This is a genomic window from Pedobacter sp. 22226 (assembly GCF_052045455.1).
In the GTDB taxonomy this organism is placed as follows: domain Bacteria; phylum Bacteroidota; class Bacteroidia; order Sphingobacteriales; family Sphingobacteriaceae; genus Pedobacter; species Pedobacter jeongneungensis.
In genome coordinates, this window is sequence record NZ_JBQEPB010000008.1 from 1 (window position 1) to 17,846 (window position 17,846).

The window sequence follows — 17,846 nt, forward strand, 5'->3', positions numbered from 1 at the left end:
CTTTAAAACTAGAGATGACGAAAATTCACCCTGCCTTTTATTTAAACGCTTACTAAGCTTTCTTCTTGTAATAAGATTTGCAACAAAAAAATCAGTTTGATAAACCAAAGGAGATGACGGGGACTTATAATAAGTGGCGCAACGGGTGATACATCGCGTAAAATAATCCGTAAATTCCGTGGTTCGTTTCCTCACGAACCACTTGCAAACTTTATAAAAAGAACGTCATCTCGACTGGAGCATCGCGGAGTGGAGAGATCTGTCTCGAGGTAGATCTCTTGGCTTCGTTGCACTCCGCCCGAGATGACGGGGACTTATAAAAGGTGGCGCAACGGGTGATACATCGCGTAAAATAATCCGTAAATTCCGTGGTTCGTGTCCTCATGAACCACTTGCAAGATATCTGCCTCGATAGATTTCTCGACTGTTGGTATCAAAGAAAACTGTTCTGTACGCTTCGCAATTGATACTGGCGGGAACGCAAAGCCTACTGTACGCTTCGCAACTGATACTAGCGGGGACGCAAAGCTTACTGTACGCTTCGCAACTGATACTGGCGGGAACGCAAAGCTTACTGTACGCCTCACAACTGATACTGGCGGGGACGCAAAGCCTACTATACGCCTCGCAACTGATACTGGCAGGGACGCAAAGCATACTGTACGCCTCGCAATTGATACTGGCAGGAACGCAAGGCATACTGTACGCCGCGCAATTGATACTGGCGGGGACGCAAAGCATACTGTACGCTTCGCAATTGATACTGGCGGGGTACAAATTGACTCCACCAGGCGATTAAGCCCTTCGACTCCGCTCAGGGTGACATAACGAGGGTATAAACCGCGGCAAATCGACTAAGGACTGGAGACTTAAGACTAAGGACTCAGAATTAACTTTCTCCATTATCCATCTTCCATTTTACATCATCCATCTTCCCCATTCATAAATGCCCTCGGGCTCTTCCCGAACTGTTTTTTAAACTCTCTGCTGAAATATTTCGGATCGTTAAAACCCACCTGATAAGCCACTTCGTAAATGGTAAACCTGTTCAGTTTAACCAGCTCCATTGCTTTTTTTAAGCGGATCGATTTCACAAAGTCATTTACCGAAAGGTTAGTGAGCTGTCTGATTTTTTTATAGAGTACCGGTTTGCTCATGCCGATCATCGAAGCCAGTTCCGATACCCCAAAATCTTCGTCGGCAATGTGCTGATCGATGTAGCCCAGCAGTTTCTGCATAAAAGCTTCGTCGATGGCATTAATGGTAAGGTCTTTAGGAGCCAGGTGGATGTGTTTCAAAAACTTCTGGCGCATGACCTGTCGCGACATCAGTAAATTGCGCACGTTCAGTAAAAGCAGCTCCGGACTAAAAGGTTTGGTGATGTAGGCATCGGCACCGGTTTCTAAACCGTTTACCTGATGGATGTGCGAAGAACGGGCAGTAAGGATAATCACCGGGATATGACTGGTGCGTTCATCCTGTTTAAGGCGGCGACAAAGCTCAATACCATCCATTACCGGCATCATAATATCGCAGATAATCAGGTCGGGGAGGGTTTCTACAGCCGTTTCCCAGCCCAGAAATCCGTTTTCACTTTCGGCAACCTGGTAGTTGTTGCCCACCAGAGCTGTAATTAATGATCTGATCTCGCTGTTATCTTCCACCACCAGAATGGTTTCAGCAGCAGGATCAATTTCTTTTTCAGGATTTATAACCGTAATTATTTCCTCAACTTGTTGTGTGTAGAGATCGGGATGTGCAGGATAATCTTTTATCCCGTCAAAAAGTGCTGTTTTGAAATGCGACCTGCCCTTTTTTAACTTTACCGTGAATCTGGTGAAACCCCTCGAACCATTCTCCGCCGGGGTACTCTCTACAGCAATATTTCCCTGATGTTCCTCAACAATCTCTTTTGATAAAGCAAGTCCGATACCCGAACCAATCTGGCTCTGCTGTTCATCAACCTGGAAATAATCGCTAAACAAACCTTTCAGGCTTTCGGCAGGGATACCCACACCGTTATCCGAAATGCTGATGGTTACTTCCTCATCCGATTCGGTTACAGAAACCGAAATTTTACCACCCTTTCCGCAAAATTTAAAGGCATTGGATAACAGGTTGAACAATACTTTTTCGAGTTGTCGCTTGTCAAAAAACAGACAGATGTTTTCTTTATTATGTATAAATTCATATTGAATGCCATTGGTTTGTGCCAGGTGGGAGAAGGAAATAAAAATCTCGTTAATAAATCCGATAATGTTATCTTCTGTAACGTGCAGCGTAAGGTGCCCGGTTTCGGCTTTTCTAAAATCCATCAGTTCCGTAATCAATCGCATCAGTCTGTTGGCGTTGTTTTTTATAGGAACGAGCTGCCGGTTCAGCTCTGCATCGGTTTGGTATTCATTGGAAAGGTTTTCGAGTGGGCCAAGGATCAGGGTAAGCGGCGTTCTGATCTCATGGGCTACATAGGTGAAGAAATTCAGTTTCATTTTCTGGATATCTTCGGTACGTTTTAACAGCGCACGTACAAAAAGATAGCGCACAATAAGGAACAATAAGCCAGAAAAGAAAGCCAGATAAATGAGGTAAGCCCACCAGGTTGCCCAAAAGGGTGGACGTATGGTAATCTTTATCGAGGCTGCTCTACCGCCCGGATTTCCATCGTTATTATTTCCCGTAACGGTGAAAGTGTAATTTCCCGAAGGCAGGTCGGCATAACTTACGCTCGGAATATTCGTTTTCGTCCAGTTTTTACTATGGCCTTTAAGGATATAACTGTAGCTGTTTTTGTCGGGTTTAATGTAGTTAAGCAGCGCGAAATCAAGGGTGAAATTATTCTGATCGTGATTAAAAGTGATTTGCCTGGCATTTTTAATGTCTTCCTTTAATAGGCCATCAGTGCCGTTTACCGCAACAGGCTGGTTAAAGAGTTTGAGCCCGGTAAAAGTAACCGGCGCTATGTTTTTGTTGATGTTGATCTGACCGGGATAAAAAGCTGTTAAACCATCATAACCGCCAAAAAACAACTGGCCATGGCTATCTTTTAGAAACGACCGGAGGTTAAAATCGTTTCCCGCAAGTCCGTCGCTTTTGGTATAATTGATAAACTTTCCAGTACCGGTAACCAGTTTGGATAAACCTTTATCGGTACTGATCCACAAATTATTCTCATCATCTTCAATTAAGCCAAATACGTTGCTATTGGGCAGGCCATCTTTTTCATTATAATTCCTGAACTTTCTGCTTTTATTATCGAAAATGCTCAAGCCACCCAAAGCTGTACCGATACAGATATTTCCATTTTGCAGCTGTATGATACAATTGATGTAATCTGACTTTAAACCTTTGGTTTTATTCTGGAAATAAGCGGTAATTCTTTTTGATGCCGGATTGTAGGCATATAATCCTGCCCGGGTGCCAATCCAGAGGTTTTTAGCCCGGTCCTCAAAAATCACCTCAATGTATTTGTTCCTTAAGCTTTTTTCTACAATGCTTTTAACCGTGGTGCCGGCATAAAGTCCATCTTTTTTTTTCAGGGTAGATAAACCATCTCTTGAACCCACCCAAACCGTTCCGTTACTGTCTTCCGTTATCGCAATTACTTCTGCACCACCAGGTGTATTTTTTGCATCCTTTACGTTAATTATTTTTCTGAAATTATGGGCAGATGGATTAAATACATACAGTCCGCCACGGTGCGTACCCACCAGTAACTGCCCGGTTTTATCGAGGCATAGGGTTTTGATGAGGTTGGAATTGAGTCCGTTGCTGTTGTTCGGTTCCGATTTGTAATAGGTAAAAGTATGATTGCTGCGGTTTACATAATTTAAGCCGCCACCTTCGGTACCAATCCAGATGTTATGGTATTGATCTTCGGCCATGGCACTCACAATATTGCTGCTGAGCCCCTGTTGTTTTTTCGAATTCCGGTACACGGTAAACGGGTTTGATGAAGGATAAACCACATTAACACCCTTATAAAAGGTGCCTACATACATCAAACCATTTAAATCCTGAAAGATACTATGAATGGAATTTTGACTTAATCCGCTGTTTTGTTCAGGATCGTAACGGTAATTGCTGAATTTACGCGTGTTGGGATCGAGAATACTCAGTCCTTCCTGCGTACCAATCCAGATGTTGCCGGCTTTATCGCAGGTAAGTTTCCGGATGTCGTTATTTACAATCGAGTTAGGATCTGTAGCACTGGTTTGATAACGGGTAAAAGTTTTATGTTTATAATCGAACAGGTTTAAACCATTATAGGTGCCCAGCCAGAGCCGTTTTTGTTTATCGATGACGATGCTTTTTATGGCATTGGAACTGATGCTATTCGGATCATTAGCCTTGTGCCTGAAAATTTCGAACCTGTATTTGCCTTTTACCTGATAAATTCTTACTAAACCATTAAATGTACCCGCCCAAAGGTTTTGCTGATCATCTTTAAAAACCGAGAGGATTAAATTCGTACCCGTTTTACGTTCAGGTTTGTCGAAAAGAAACTTCCTGAATACCTGTTTTTCTGCATTTACAACCAAGTTGAGTCCATTATAGGTGCCGATCCATACATTTTTTTGAGGGTCTTCGTAAACACATTCAACCGAATCGCAGCTGAAAGAGTGAGCTGAACTCTTTTTGTTGATGCGGATGAAATGGTCAGTATTTTCATTGTAAAGGTTCAGCCCGTTTTCCGTACCCACCCATAACCGTCCTTTGCTATCGCTTAGCAGGGTAGTAATTACATGGTCCGAAATGCTGTTCTGGTTATCCGGACTGCTGTTGTAAATTTTAAAACGGTAACCATCATAACGGTTTAGTCCGTGCCGGGTGCCCATCCAGATAAACTGGTTTTTATCCTGCGTAATGGCCATCACCGAATTTTGTGATAAGCCATTCTCCATGGTGAGGTGGTTAAAAACAACAGGCTTTTGTGCGTACAGCGATGTGCATGTCAAAAGCAGCAGGAAAAATCCTATCGCGCTAAAACGCAGCTTCATCATTTGGTTTAGATTTTTTTAGGGATGGTTGTATTTCACCTTAAATATAGTGCGAATTGATTAAAATATGGAAGAATTGCCGTTTTTCTACCCTTTCATTTACAATTTTCGACCTTTTTCATTTTCCGCCCGGCTAGTTTTGGTAAAGCTAATACAGGGGTGATAAAAGTGCATCACCAGGCAGGAATTAACCATTTCTGTTTATGGCCTAACCAAATTTAACTAACAACCAACGCTGCAGGTAAAGCTAATGTTAACCCGTTAGAAAACCAGCAGTACATATTAACCAAACCAACCATGAAACAAAAATTACTTTCACCAAAAGCAGTGCTTTTAAAATTCAGAAGCTTGATGGTTATGCACCGTTGCATGCCGCATTTAGGTAACCAATTAGAACGGATGCTTAGCTAACCCGCATCCTTAACCATCAACTCCTGAATATTTATGAACCTATTTACACTAAAAAGGCATTGCCTGATGCCTGCGCTTGCGCTGCTGTTTTTTTCTTCCTGTAAGAAAGAGGTATATACTTCCGATATCTACATCAGAAAACAATGGAAGGCAGATTTATCCGCATCCAATATCATACCCGCCATTACAGGGAGAACAGACCATGCGGTAGCTACAGTTTATTTAATGGATAATAATGAACTGCACTATTATATCTATTTCGATAAACCATTAAACAACGGCGATAGCCCTGCCGGTGCCGTAATTAATCTGGGTGCGGCAGGAGCAAACGGAACTGCACTGATTAAGCTTGATGCTTCTTCTTTTAACGATAAAAGGGAAAATGACGGTGCAGTAACCTTAAGCGCAGAGGCAGCCGCTTCGTTAGTTTCGCAAACAACGCTTTACCTGCAGGTATCCTCATCTCAACAACCCAACGGACTGGTAAGGGGCCAGATGTGATCAGACCATTTAAAGATAAATTGATATGATAAAGAAATACATAAAAATTAAATTATTTGGATCTGAACTTATGCCTAAAGCATGCAGCCGGATGCTGATGATTACGGGTATTTGCGCGCTGGGGTTTCCAACTGTATCATTCGCCCAAAATAAAGATAGCTTACGGGTTGATACCAATAAAGCTTACTTAAATACCATTATAGATAACTGGAACAGTGTTAAAAGCAGAAAATTTCAACTGGCAGGGAGTTCCACCATTTACGGTGCCGATGTAAATACAACGCCCGTAGCCGATATTTCTAATGTGATGGCTGGCAGACTAGCCGGATTATATACCATTCAATCGTCGGGCGCTTCCGGTTACGATAATGCAACGCTTGGGCTGAGAGGACAAACGCCATTAATTGTTGTTGATGGCGTAATCAGATCGTTTACTTCCTTTAACCCGAATGATGTTAAAACGATTACAGTGATAAAAGATGCACTTTCTACTGCCATGTTTGGTTTGCGGTCGTCAAATGGTGTGGTGTACATTACCACGAAAGACAGGGCAGAGCGCAAACCTTTCGAAATCAGCTTTAGCAGCCAGTATGGTTTTTTAAACAATTTGAAAACGCCTGATTTTATTACCGGTGCAGCTTATGCAAGGTTATATAACGAAGCCCAGCAAAACACTAATCCTGGTTCTGCACCTTTTTATGATGCCGCTACCATTGCTGCCTATCAAAACGGAACCAATAATCCATTTTTACAGCCCAATACCAATTGGTACGATTTGGTGTATAAAAAGAAAAGCGCACAGCAACGCTATAATGTGGATGTAGCCGGAAATTCGAAAACCTATCGTTATTACGTAAGCCTGGAACATTTTAACCAGGATGGTAATTTTATTACGGACGACAATAACGCCTACAATACCAATAATTTTTACAAGAGGTACAGCGTAAGAACCAATGCCCAGATGGATTTTAATGAGGATATTACAGTAAGCCTGAATATTTTTGGTGCCATCGAAAACAACAACGGGCCGGGCAGTATAGCTTCGCCCACACCAAATTTAGGCGCATCTGCCATTATGGGGTCAATATTTGCCACTTCTCCACTGGCCTATGCCCCGAGAAACCCCGATGGTACGTACGGCGGAACGGCGCAGATTACCAATAACATTTTGGCTAACACCATCAGCACAGGTTATATCCCGGTTGATACCCGTACCCTGAGTGCCGATGTAAGCCTGAACTATAAATTAGACGACATTACAAAAGGACTGTGGGCAAAAGGCGTATTGTCTATCAATAATTATTATCAGCAGTATTCTGGCAGAACCAAAACATTTGCCATTTATTATCCAACAACGGTTGCAGGAACAACTACTTACACAAAATCAGGAGCTGATGGTACTTTGCAGGCGGGTACGGCTACATATTCGTACAACGGGCAGTTAAAGCAAACCTATGTTAACTTTTTACTGGGTTATGATAAGCAGACAGGTAAACATGAAATGAATGTTCTTGCTACTTATAATAACGATAACAGTTTGGTGAGTTATATACAGCTGAATCAAATTTACCAGAATATTGGTTTAACAGCCAGTTATAATTATGGTAAAACTTACCTGGCAGAACTGGCTGGTGTATTTGCAGGTTACAACCGTTATGCACCCGAAAACAGGTGGAATTTCTTACCCTCCCTGGGTTTAGGCTGGTTGCTTAGCAACGAATCGTGGTTTAAACCGGGCGTGGTTAACTATTTAAAATTAAAAGGAACCGTTGGGCAAACGGCCTGGGCAGATCCGTCAAGCTATTATAGCTACATCCAGCGATATTCTTTAGGAGCCGCTGGTTATGTTTTCGGAACAAGTTTAGGCAGTGTTGGCGGTGCATCAGAATCTGGCGTGGCGAGTAACCTGCAGGCCGAAAAAGCTTTGAAATACGAGCTTGGTGCCGAAGCTGCTTTTCTGCAGAATAAACTCAATGTAAGTGTTAATTATTACAATAACCGGTATAGCGATTTAATCAGGGCTGCGGGTAACGGATATAATTCGGGCATATTCGGACAAACCTATCCTACAGAAAACATTGGCAGAACGCGGTACACCGGAATAGAAGCCACCATCAATTTTGCCAATGAGAAAACAAATCTGTTTAATTACAATGTTGGTCTAAACGTTTCGCTCGAAAAAAGCAAAATACTCTCCTACGATGAGCAGAATTTACCCTACAGCTGGTTATACAATCAGGGGAGTCCGGTAACAGCCGGCAGGGGTTACGAAGCCATCGGTTTTTACAAAACTGGCGAAAACGCTGCCAATACGGCTACGCTGCAGGGTTATACCCCACAGCCTGGTGATATTAAATACAAAGATTTAAATGGTGATGGCCTGATTAACTTTTTAGATGCAAAACAAATCGGGACGGATAAGCCAAGGATATTTTTCGGACTGAATTTCGGCTTCAGCTACAGGAATTTCGATTTAAGCGGGTTATTTCAGGGTATCCTGAACAGAGAAGTGCAGCTAAATTCACTTTCCATGTCGGCATTTAACAACAGTACCGGATACGTTCTGGATTATACCACCGAAAACCGCTGGACCCCTCAAAATACTGAAACGGCTACTTTGCCACGCCTTACTTTGGGTAGCAATACCAATAACACACAAACATCAAATTTTTGGTTACGAAAGGCAAATTACCTCAGGTTAAAGAATCTGGAGATCGGATATAGTATTCCCGCAAGGCTGATCAGCAAAGCGAAAATCAGCAAGCTGCGCTTCTTTATAAATAGCTATAATTTATTTACGGTTACCCAGCTGGATTACTTCGATCCTGAATCCCTAACTACAGGTTTTGGCAACAACAGGATAATTAATGGTGGTGTTACTCTAAAATTATAATGATGAAACATATTGAACTATATAAACAAGTATCGTTTGCCATTTTGGTGATGGTAATCGCCCTTGCAGTGGTGAGCTGTAAAAAACTTGCCGACGATACGCCTCCTGCAGAACTGATTGGCGACGACCTGGTTTTCGATACCAAAGATTCGTTAGGCGTAAATGCAGAAAAATTCCTGAACAATATCTATGCAGACCTTCCAAGGGGTTTCAACAGGATCGGTGTTTCTTCTCAGACACTGTTCTCAATAACGGCAAGTGTGGGTAATATCCTGGATGCGGGATCAGATGATGCTGTACCCAATGGCAATACCGACTTAATCCAGTATTTTTCTACCGGTGGGATTAGTTCAAGCGTAAACCCCGATAATACCTGGTCTGCAAATTATGCCGCAATTAGAAAAGTAAATATCTTTTTAAGCAAAATAGACCGTGTTCCACTTTTTACAAAAGGGCTGAAAGACCGTTGGAAAGCAGAAGCCAGAAGTTTAAGGGCGATGTTTTATTTCGAGCTGCTTAAACGCTGGGGCGGGGTACCCTTAATTGGCAACAAGGTATTTGATGCTGCCGAACAGATTAATGTGCCCAGAAATAGTTACGATGAGGTTCAAAATTATATCCTGTCTGAACTGGATTCGGCCATGCCCTTTTTACTAACAGCCAACGCCGGTGCCAACGGAACTTTTGCCGCCAACTATTATGGCCGCTTTGGCAGGGGAGCAGCCATGGCGCTTAAATCGCGGTTGCTTTTATACGCCGCAAGTCCCTTAAATAATCCGGGTAACGATATCACTAAATGGGCACTGGCTGCTGCAGCTTCTAAAGCCATTATGGACAGTGTAAGTGCAGCTAAATTTACCTATGCCCTTCATAGTTCTGCTACCACTTCGCATTATAGTACCACAACGCTGGCAGGAATAACCACTGCTGCCAATTTATCGGCTTACGTTACTTCGGTGAATAAATTTCTAAGCATTTTTTCTACCGCATCAAACAACGAAATTATTTTGCCTTACATGGCTACCACAAATAATAGTGTAGAAACAAATAACGATCCGGTGGGCTACACCAGGGCCGGGGCGGGTAAAACAAACCCTACGCAGGAACTGGTAGATGAATATGAAATGACCAATGGTAAAATGATTCTGGAAAGTGGATCAGGCTATGTTGCTGCCAATCCTTATTATAACCGCGATCCACGCTTTCCTTCTACAGTAACCTATAATGGCCTTTACTGGTTAAACAGGCCCGTGCAAACTTATGATGGCGGGCTGGACAGACCCTTTGGATTCGGGGTGCGCAACAGTGGCGAAACCAGAACCGGTTATTACATGAGAAAATTTATGACGAGTAACTCTTCTACAACAGATTTTACGGCTACAAACCATGTTTTTCCAATTTTCAGGTATGCCGAAATTCTTTTGAACTATGCAGAGGCTCAAAATGAAGCTGTTGGGCCAGATAATTCGGTATATGCTGCTGTAAATGCGATAAGGGCAAGGGTTGGAATGCCCAATCTTCCCTCAGGGTTAAACCAGGCAGATATGAGAACCAGAATCAGGCACGAGCGCAGGGTAGAAATGGCCTTTGAGGAACAGCGTTTCTGGGACATCAGAAGGTGGAAAATAGCGCAAAATGTTTTAAACGGCACATTACATGGCATCCAGGCAAAGTTAACGGGTACAACTGTAAATTATCAGGTTGTTGAGGTAACACCGGTAAAATTTGATGCCGGCAAAATGTACTGGTATCCGGTTCCGTTTAACGAGCTGGTTTCAAATCCATCAATGACACAGAATCCAAACTGGTAACATTTAAGGCAAATCAAATGAAAAAAATTATATATAGTTTATTGTTTTTGATTTTTACGACAAGCTTTAATCAAGCTTTCTGTCAATCTGAACAAACCATATCAGGAACAATAGCAGATAAAATAGGGGCAATCCCCGGCGCTACCATATTTGAGAAGGATTTTACTTCCAATGGAGCCAAAACAGATGAACAGGGAAGGTTTACCTTAAAATTAAGGGGTTCCAATTACATCATTGTTGTAAAATCAGTAGGTTATCTACCTAAAGAAATTAACGTAAAAGGTAAAAAGAATGTTTCGGTAACCTTAGAAGAAGATGCCAAGGGTTTAGAAGAAGTTGTGGTATTAGGGGTAGGACAAATGGGGAAAAAGGTAACCAATACAGGGGCAACCAGCACAATAAGCGGGGCGCAGATCAGGCAGAGTCCTTCGGCGAGCCTGCAAAATTCACTGGCAGGCAGGTTGCCGGGATTTTTCTCCCAGCAACGTAGCGGTCAGCCCGGAAAAGATGGTGCTGCTTTCCAGATCAGGGGAATTAATTCTTACGCCGGAGGAAGCAGCCCTTTAATTATAGTTGATGATGTAGAATACACACTCGATCAGGTTAACCAGCTCGATCCGAATGAGGTAGAAAGCGTTACCATCTTGAAAGATGCTTCTACCACTGCAGTTTATGGCGTTCGCGGTTCAAACGGTGTGTTGATTATCAGAACAAGAAGAGGTAATCCGGGTAAACCCGAACTTAGCTTTAAATACGAATCAGGTTTACAGTTGCCCACACAAAAACCTGTAGTTAATGATGGTTTTACCACATTGAGCTTATTACGTGAGCGTTTGGTTGAGCAGTACGTGGGGACAACCAGAACGCCGGAAACTGGCGATTTCTCTAAATTCTACGCCAATAATGCCTTAGAACATTACCGTTTAAACGACGATCCATACAATTACCCGAATGTACAGTGGTGGGATGAGGTAATGCGTAAAGTGAGTGTTCAGAACCGCATTAACTTTGATGTAAACGGCGGCACAAACAATGCGAAATACTTTATTAGTTTAGGCTACCTCTCGCAGGGTGGATTATTTAAAGAATTTTCGAAAGATCAGGGATACGAATCTAATTACACCTATAACCGTTATACTTTCAGGTCAAACGTAGATTTAAAACCGACTAAAACCTTAAAAATCAGGATTGACATGTCGGGCAGGTTTGGCATTACCAACGAACCAAACGATGCGGCCTGGAATGGCGGAGGAAGCACTTTTCAATACCTGTGGAATGGTGAACTGAATGCTTTTTCATATCCCGTTTACTGGCCGAACGGTTTAATTGCAAGTTCTACAAACCCGGCGGGTATCAAACCAAATCCGGTGGCTAACCTCATGTATTCGGGTTATAACAGAAACTACACCAATAACCTCAATATGGTTACCGAAGCCAATCAACAGCTTGATTTTATTACAAAAGGTTTGGCCATTAATGGATTGGTTTCTTTTGCTACCGATTACAATTTTGGCAGAAGTTTAACGCGGAATTCCAATGAGATTTTAGCTTATACCTACAACACCTTTACAAAAGCTTACGATCCGGTGGTTACGGGCTTGTATAGAATGGGGCCGCTAACCAGGAGTTCTTCAAACTCGCCCATGTCTAAAAATTTAAGTTTAAGATTTAACCTTAACTATACCCGGAGTTTTGGCAACCATAACGTTACGGCTTTGGTTCTGGCTACACAATCAAGGTATAATAAAGACCCGAATACCGGGGCGATTGTTACCGAACCTTATAATATCCGCGGGTTAACAGGGAAGGTTACCTATGATTATAAACAAAAGTACCTGATCGATTTTAGCGGAGGGTATAACGGTTCCGACAGGTTTGTGTCAGATAAAAAGTACCAGCTTTTTCCGGCGGTAGGTGCGGGCTGGAACATTAGCGAAGAGCCGTTTTTTAAAAATAACATCAAGTTTATCGACCTGCTAAAAATAAGGGGATCTTATGGCTTAACAGGTAACGACAATATTGGTACGAGTACCTATGTGTATGTTAAAAGTTATACCACATCTTCAGGTGCCTCTTATGTATTCGGCGAAAATCCGGTTAGTTATGGTGGTTTGGCAGAACCTACACTAGGCAATAATAACATCACCTGGATGGAAACACGCGATGCCAACATCGGTATGGAGCTAAAAATGTTTAAAGGAAGGTTTGCTGTGGAACTGGATTTTTTCAAGAAAAAAACGAAAAATATATTCACTACACCCGGCTCTGTTCCGAGTACTTTTGGCGCCAGCCTGCCGCCATATAATTTAGGTACACAGGAAAATAAAGGGTTTGAGGTTAACTTGACCTATAACGATAGAATAACCTCCGATTTTTCGGTTTTTACCAACCTGAACTTAAGTTTTGCAAAAAATAAAGTTACCTACAGAAACGAACCCGATTATCCATACCCATGGCTGGCACAAACCGGACAAACGGCGAATCCGATATTTGCCTATACTTTTGACGGTTTTTACCAGACCCTTGAAGAATTGTACACCGCACCAAAATTAACCACATCCGTGCCGTTGAGCAATCTGTTCTTAGGTTCGGTAAAGTTTAAAGATTTAAATGGTGACGGGATTATTGATGCGAACGATAAAGGCTATATCGGTACCAATTATCCGTTTTATACCGCAGGTTTTAGCTTTGGTTTCTCATACAAGGGATTTGATGTATCTACCTTGTTTCAGGGGGCGTTTGGGAATGTGCTGAGCATGAACAGGGGTTCGGTAAGTTATGCCCGGCCAGACCGTGTTTCGGTGCCCTTAAACCTGGGCAGGTGGACACCTGTTACCGGCACTGATGCCATTTTTCCTGAACTTTCAGGAAGCGCGCCTAATGCCAACGATCCTTCTTCCACTTATCAGTCTACTTTCTGGTACAAAAAAGGCGATTATATCCGGTGGAAGAATGTAGAAATTGGTTACAGGTTCCCGTCTGCAATCTACAAAAAACTTAGATTGAACAGTTTAAGATTGTATGCCAACGGTTATAACATGGGGCTGCTCTATACCAACCTGCCTGCTGCGATAGATCCTGAATCGGTAGCCTCTACCACGGTTGGCGAATACCCGCAACAACGCGTAATTAATTTTGGAATTCAATTTGGCCTTTAATTTTTTTGAAATGAAAAACAGATCTTTTATCATCGGAATGCTGATCACCATAATTGCTATGGTTTCCTGCAAGAAAAACGGATTACTGGATCCCAAAACCGAGCCATTATCAGAAGATAAGGTTTTTGCCGACAGTGCCTTAACCAACAACTTTTTAAATAATATTTATGCCGCCACAGGTATGGATGTTGTTCCGCTAAGGAATAATCTGGTGAGCAACGGCGGCGCCAGCGATAACAATGGAAATTTAGACGACCTCAGTACCAACAACGGAAGTGGTTTAAGCGGGCAGAATGTTTTTCTTACCGGGGGAAGCAGTCCTTCAAGCGGACCTTTTCAGGCTACTTACGCAGCTTATTATCAGAAAATAAGGGCCACAAACAAACTGCTGAATAACTTGCCAAAAACGCCACTATCATCGGCTAAAAAGAAACGTTTGGCAGCCGAAGCGCGTTTTTTAAGGGCCTTTTATTATCAGGCACTGGTAAGGCTATACGGAGCAGTACAGTTAATGGGTGATGACGCCAGCGATGATTTCCCTACTTATGAGTACAAAAGAAGTACCTATAAACAATGTGTGGATTACATTGCTGCTGAATATGATAAAGCCGCGCTGGATTTACCCGGCTCCCTTACCTTGGATGCTGTAGATTATGGAAGAGCTACATCAGGCGCTTGCAAGGCTTTAAAAGCACGGTTATTTATCACGGCTGCCAGTCCTTTGTTTAATGGAACACCTGTTACCGCAACAACTGAACAAGCTCCTTTAGTGGCCTATTCTAATACTTACGATGTCAGTTTATGGCAAAAGGCAGCTGACGCCTGTAAAGCTGTAATCGATTTGCCCGAATATGCGCTGGTAATTGATAACACTTTGGCCGCTTACCCTGGAAACGGTTTTTGGAAAATGTTTACCGAAAGCCGTAAAAATTCCGAATATATTTATGTTTATAATATTGCAAAGGGAAAAACGCTCGAAAGTTATTGGTTTCCAAGAAGTTTGGGTACCTCCCCATTTAGCGGTACAACGCTGAGTAACCCTACGGAGAATATTGTAAAAGCCTTTGGTATGAACAATGGTAAAGCAATAACCGATCCTTCCTCCGGCTATGTTGACACCAATCCCTACAACAACAGAGACCCCAGGTTTTACTATTCTATTATTTATAACCAGGCCATGGTTTCTGATAAAACCACTACCGTTTTAAAACCCATCAGCATTTTTACCGATCGGGCAACAGGAACTACCTCCGCAGATGGCATTACTCAGTATTACACAAAAACCGGTTACTACAGCCGTAAAATGTGTAACGACAGGCTTCCTTTCAGTACGCTTAATGTTGACCGTGCTTACCCGATCATTAGGTTGGCCGAGGTTTATCTGGGCTATGCCGAAGCACTGAACGAACTAGGTCAAACCGAACTGGCAGTAACCTGGCTAAATAAAATCAGAGACAGGGCAGGCATCATACCGGGTAGCGATGGCAGATATGGCATACCTGCAGGGATTACAAAAGAAAACCTCAGAACAATCATCAGAAACGAATACAGGGTAGAATTTTACCAGGAAGGACACTGGTTTTACGATACCAGAAGATGGAGAACTGCCGAACAAACCGAAAAAGAAGGTGTAAACGGCACAAAGGTTTACAGAGAAAGCAATGGATCTTTTACATACACCAGCTTTACCGCTTTAACAACCATATTCATCTCGCCACAAATGTATTTTGTTCCGATTCCGAATGCCGAGGTGCTAAAATCAAAAGGATTATTGGTGCAGAACCCGGGATGGTAGTTAACGCCTGAATTCCGAAGCCCGCACACATTTGCCTCCAGGCGATCAACCATGAATTATCTACGAATAAATAAATGACAAGTGAATCAATGACGAATGAACTAATGAACCCATCAACAACCAAAATCAGGACATTAGAGCCAATTATATTTTATTCCGGTAAGGATGATGAGCTACAGATTTTTTTGAATGAAAAAGAATATGGGGAGCTGATCATAAAATCACTTTCTGATAGCCAGCTAAAGGTAAAAGAAGTATTCCTCCAGGAAACGAACGAAAAACTGGAGTGGAAACAGGATTATAAAGGACTTCGAATTTCGGTGCCAGAAGGATTAGAAATTAGCGGAAGCAGTATGGGGCGTGTGTTAAAGGTTACGTTTTAGTCGGAAGTTCTAAGTCGTTGGTATGGAGTTAATTATTGAGTAATGTCATCCTGAGCGGAGTCGAAGGATCTCTAAGGATGGAAAATGTAGGATGGATGATGGAATTGAATCAACAATGATCAATTGGTGTTTCAGGAGCTAGCCACGGAGGCGCGGAAACACGGAATATTTAACTCGTATTGTCATCCTGAGCGTAGTCGAAGGATCTTTAAGGATGGAAAATGTAAGATGGATGATGGAATTGAATCAACAATGATCAATTGGTGTTTCAGGAGCTAGCCACGGAGGCGCGGAAACACGGAATATTTAACTCGTTTTGTCATCCTGAGCGGAATCGAAGGATCTTTCAAGATGGAAAATGTAAGATGGATGATGGAATTGAATTAGCAATAAACCAATGACTAATGACCAATGAACAATCAATCAACTAATAAACCAATAAAATCTTAAACCACTAAACAATGAAAAACAAAAAACAACTTTGCTTTGCCCTGCTTTTAACCATTTCAAGCGGCATTTTAATGAGTAGCTGTAAAAAAGCGCAGGTTTCAGAACCAGAAACCACATCGGCAAAATTAAAAACTTTAGCACTGGGCTCCGGAACCACACCGCCCGGTTTTGTAAGCAACACCAAAAACCTGAACATCGTAATGTTTGTGCCAACTGATAATCCGGCCCTTTCTGATTACAAAACCAGGCTAACTACTCTTTTTGCACATTTTCAGGGCTGGTTCCATACCGAAATGTTAAGATATGGATATGATAAATACATGGGCTTACCTAAAGTAGATTCAACCGGATTGGTACGTTTTATCGAAATCCCCGCACAATTCGGACAATCTGCTTATCCATACGATTCAGGTGTTTCGGCAACTAAAATCCTGAACGAAATTGCTGCCTATAAAGCAACACACGCCTCAGAGTTTTCAAATTCGAGCCACACCCTTATTCTCTTGCCTAACAGGACAGATGGCGGCGACCAACCTTTTTACGGCTATGGCAAAAACTGTTTTGCCGTAGATAATGTAAACATGGCCGTTGATAAGATCCCGAATGCAAGCTCCAATTTATTGGGCGGCATGTTACACGAACTTGGTCATGGCTTAAATTTACCACACGATCATGCCAAATATGCTTCAGAACAACCAACTTTAGGTACTTCGTTAATGGGATCCGGGAACGTAACTTTTAGTAAAGGTCAGCCAACTTTTTTAACTGAGGTTGATGCAGCTATCCTTAACAGAAATGAGGTTTTTCAAAATCCCTTGCCAACCGAAATCCCTTACGAGGCAGCCACAACTTCTATCAACGCTTTGTTTGCCTATAATTCAGCAACACAAGCTTTTAATGTTTCAGGTTCATTTACCAGTAATAAAGAAGTGAGCGATATCCTGATTTACATGGATCCTGATTTAGGTAGCAGCGATGCTGATTACAACGCTGTAGCTTGGAGGTCAACACCTGCAACTGGTAACACCATTTCCGCAACTATTCCTTTTAGCGAGCTTTATTATAAGAACAACGAGCCTTACAACATCAGGGTAAAGCTGCTGTTAAAGAATGGCGGCAATGTAAGCAAAACCTATTCTTTCTCTTTTTTAAATGGGGTGCCGCAGGTAGGCACAAATGGTTCAGCTAAATTTTACCAGAATGCCAGTTACGGTGGTTATGGCATATCATTACCCATTGGCCAATATACAACTGCCGATCTGATCAGCCGTGGCATCAGCAATAACGATGTCTCTTCTGTTAATGTAGGTTTAGGAGTGAAAGTGATTATGTATGATGGAGATAACTTTACCGGAAGCAGCATCGAGCTAACCTCATCAAGCACCTATGTTTCTACTTTTAACGATAAGGCATCGTCTATAAAAGTAATTGCCCTTTAATTATTATT

At 42.2% G+C, this 17,846-nt stretch carries 8 protein-coding genes; 7 read left to right on the forward strand and 1 reads right to left on the reverse strand.

All coding sequences use genetic code 11. The annotated features are described in order from the left end of the window. Positions 1-923: 923 nt before the first annotated feature. Complete coding sequence (locus ACTJKC_RS18040) at positions 924-4,901, reverse strand: hybrid sensor histidine kinase/response regulator transcription factor (RefSeq protein WP_440794060.1); 3,978 nt, start codon at positions 4,899-4,901, stop codon at positions 924-926. A gap of 540 nt (positions 4,902-5,441) precedes the next feature. On the opposite strand from ACTJKC_RS18040, the gene ACTJKC_RS18045 reads away from it, so the two are divergent. The 7 genes from ACTJKC_RS18045 to ACTJKC_RS18075 all read left to right on the forward strand — a co-directional run bounded on the left by ACTJKC_RS18045 (position 5,442) and on the right by ACTJKC_RS18075 (position 17,838). Next, positions 5,442-5,909, forward strand: coding sequence for a CHRD domain-containing protein (locus ACTJKC_RS18045; protein ID WP_440794062.1), 468 nt, complete (start codon positions 5,442-5,444; stop codon positions 5,907-5,909). A gap of 25 nt (positions 5,910-5,934) precedes the next feature. Continuing rightward, entirely contained in the window at positions 5,935-8,802 is a 2,868-nt protein-coding gene (locus ACTJKC_RS18050; protein WP_440794064.1) for a SusC/RagA family TonB-linked outer membrane protein, read from the forward strand. After that, a complete protein-coding gene (locus ACTJKC_RS18055; RefSeq protein WP_440794066.1) occupies positions 8,802-10,613 on the forward strand; it encodes a RagB/SusD family nutrient uptake outer membrane protein in 1,812 nt (603 codons plus the stop codon). The genes ACTJKC_RS18050 and ACTJKC_RS18055 overlap by 1 nt, the downstream gene beginning before the upstream one ends. 17 nt (positions 10,614-10,630) lie before the next feature. Then, positions 10,631-13,771, forward strand: coding sequence for a SusC/RagA family TonB-linked outer membrane protein (locus ACTJKC_RS18060; protein WP_440794068.1), 3,141 nt, complete (start codon positions 10,631-10,633; stop codon positions 13,769-13,771). Positions 13,772-13,781: 10 nt separating this feature from the next. Continuing rightward, positions 13,782-15,566, forward strand: a complete 1,785-nt coding sequence (locus ACTJKC_RS18065; protein ID WP_440794070.1) for a RagB/SusD family nutrient uptake outer membrane protein — start codon at positions 13,782-13,784, stop codon at positions 15,564-15,566. Between the two features lie 89 nt (positions 15,567-15,655). Then, the gene (locus ACTJKC_RS18070) at positions 15,656-15,949 is read left to right on the forward strand and encodes a hypothetical protein (protein WP_440794072.1); all 294 of its coding nucleotides are present in this window, start codon (positions 15,656-15,658) and stop codon (positions 15,947-15,949) included. 461 nt (positions 15,950-16,410) lie between these two features. Then, positions 16,411-17,838 carry a hypothetical protein gene (locus ACTJKC_RS18075; protein ID WP_440794074.1) on the forward strand — a complete coding sequence of 476 codons (1,428 nt, stop codon included), beginning with the start codon at positions 16,411-16,413 and terminating at the stop codon, positions 17,836-17,838. The last annotated feature ends 8 nt before the right edge of the window (positions 17,839-17,846 follow it).

Excerpts from the sequence above, each read along its gene's own strand:
- ACTJKC_RS18040 (WP_440794060.1), bottom strand. The coding sequence starts at position 4,901 with ATGGAGAATGGCTTATCACAAAATTCGGTGATGGCCATTACGCAGGAT.
- ACTJKC_RS18045 (WP_440794062.1), top strand. The coding sequence starts at position 5,442 with ATGAACCTATTTACACTAAAAAGGCATTGCCTGATGCCTGCGCTTGCG.
- ACTJKC_RS18050 (WP_440794064.1), top strand. The coding sequence starts at position 5,935 with ATGATAAAGAAATACATAAAAATTAAATTATTTGGATCTGAACTTATG.
- ACTJKC_RS18055 (WP_440794066.1), top strand. The coding sequence starts at position 8,802 with ATGATGAAACATATTGAACTATATAAACAAGTATCGTTTGCCATTTTG.
- ACTJKC_RS18060 (WP_440794068.1), top strand. The coding sequence starts at position 10,631 with ATGAAAAAAATTATATATAGTTTATTGTTTTTGATTTTTACGACAAGC.
- ACTJKC_RS18065 (WP_440794070.1), top strand. The coding sequence starts at position 13,782 with ATGAAAAACAGATCTTTTATCATCGGAATGCTGATCACCATAATTGCT.
- ACTJKC_RS18070 (WP_440794072.1), top strand. The coding sequence starts at position 15,656 with ATGACGAATGAACTAATGAACCCATCAACAACCAAAATCAGGACATTA.
- ACTJKC_RS18075 (WP_440794074.1), top strand. The coding sequence starts at position 16,411 with ATGAAAAACAAAAAACAACTTTGCTTTGCCCTGCTTTTAACCATTTCA.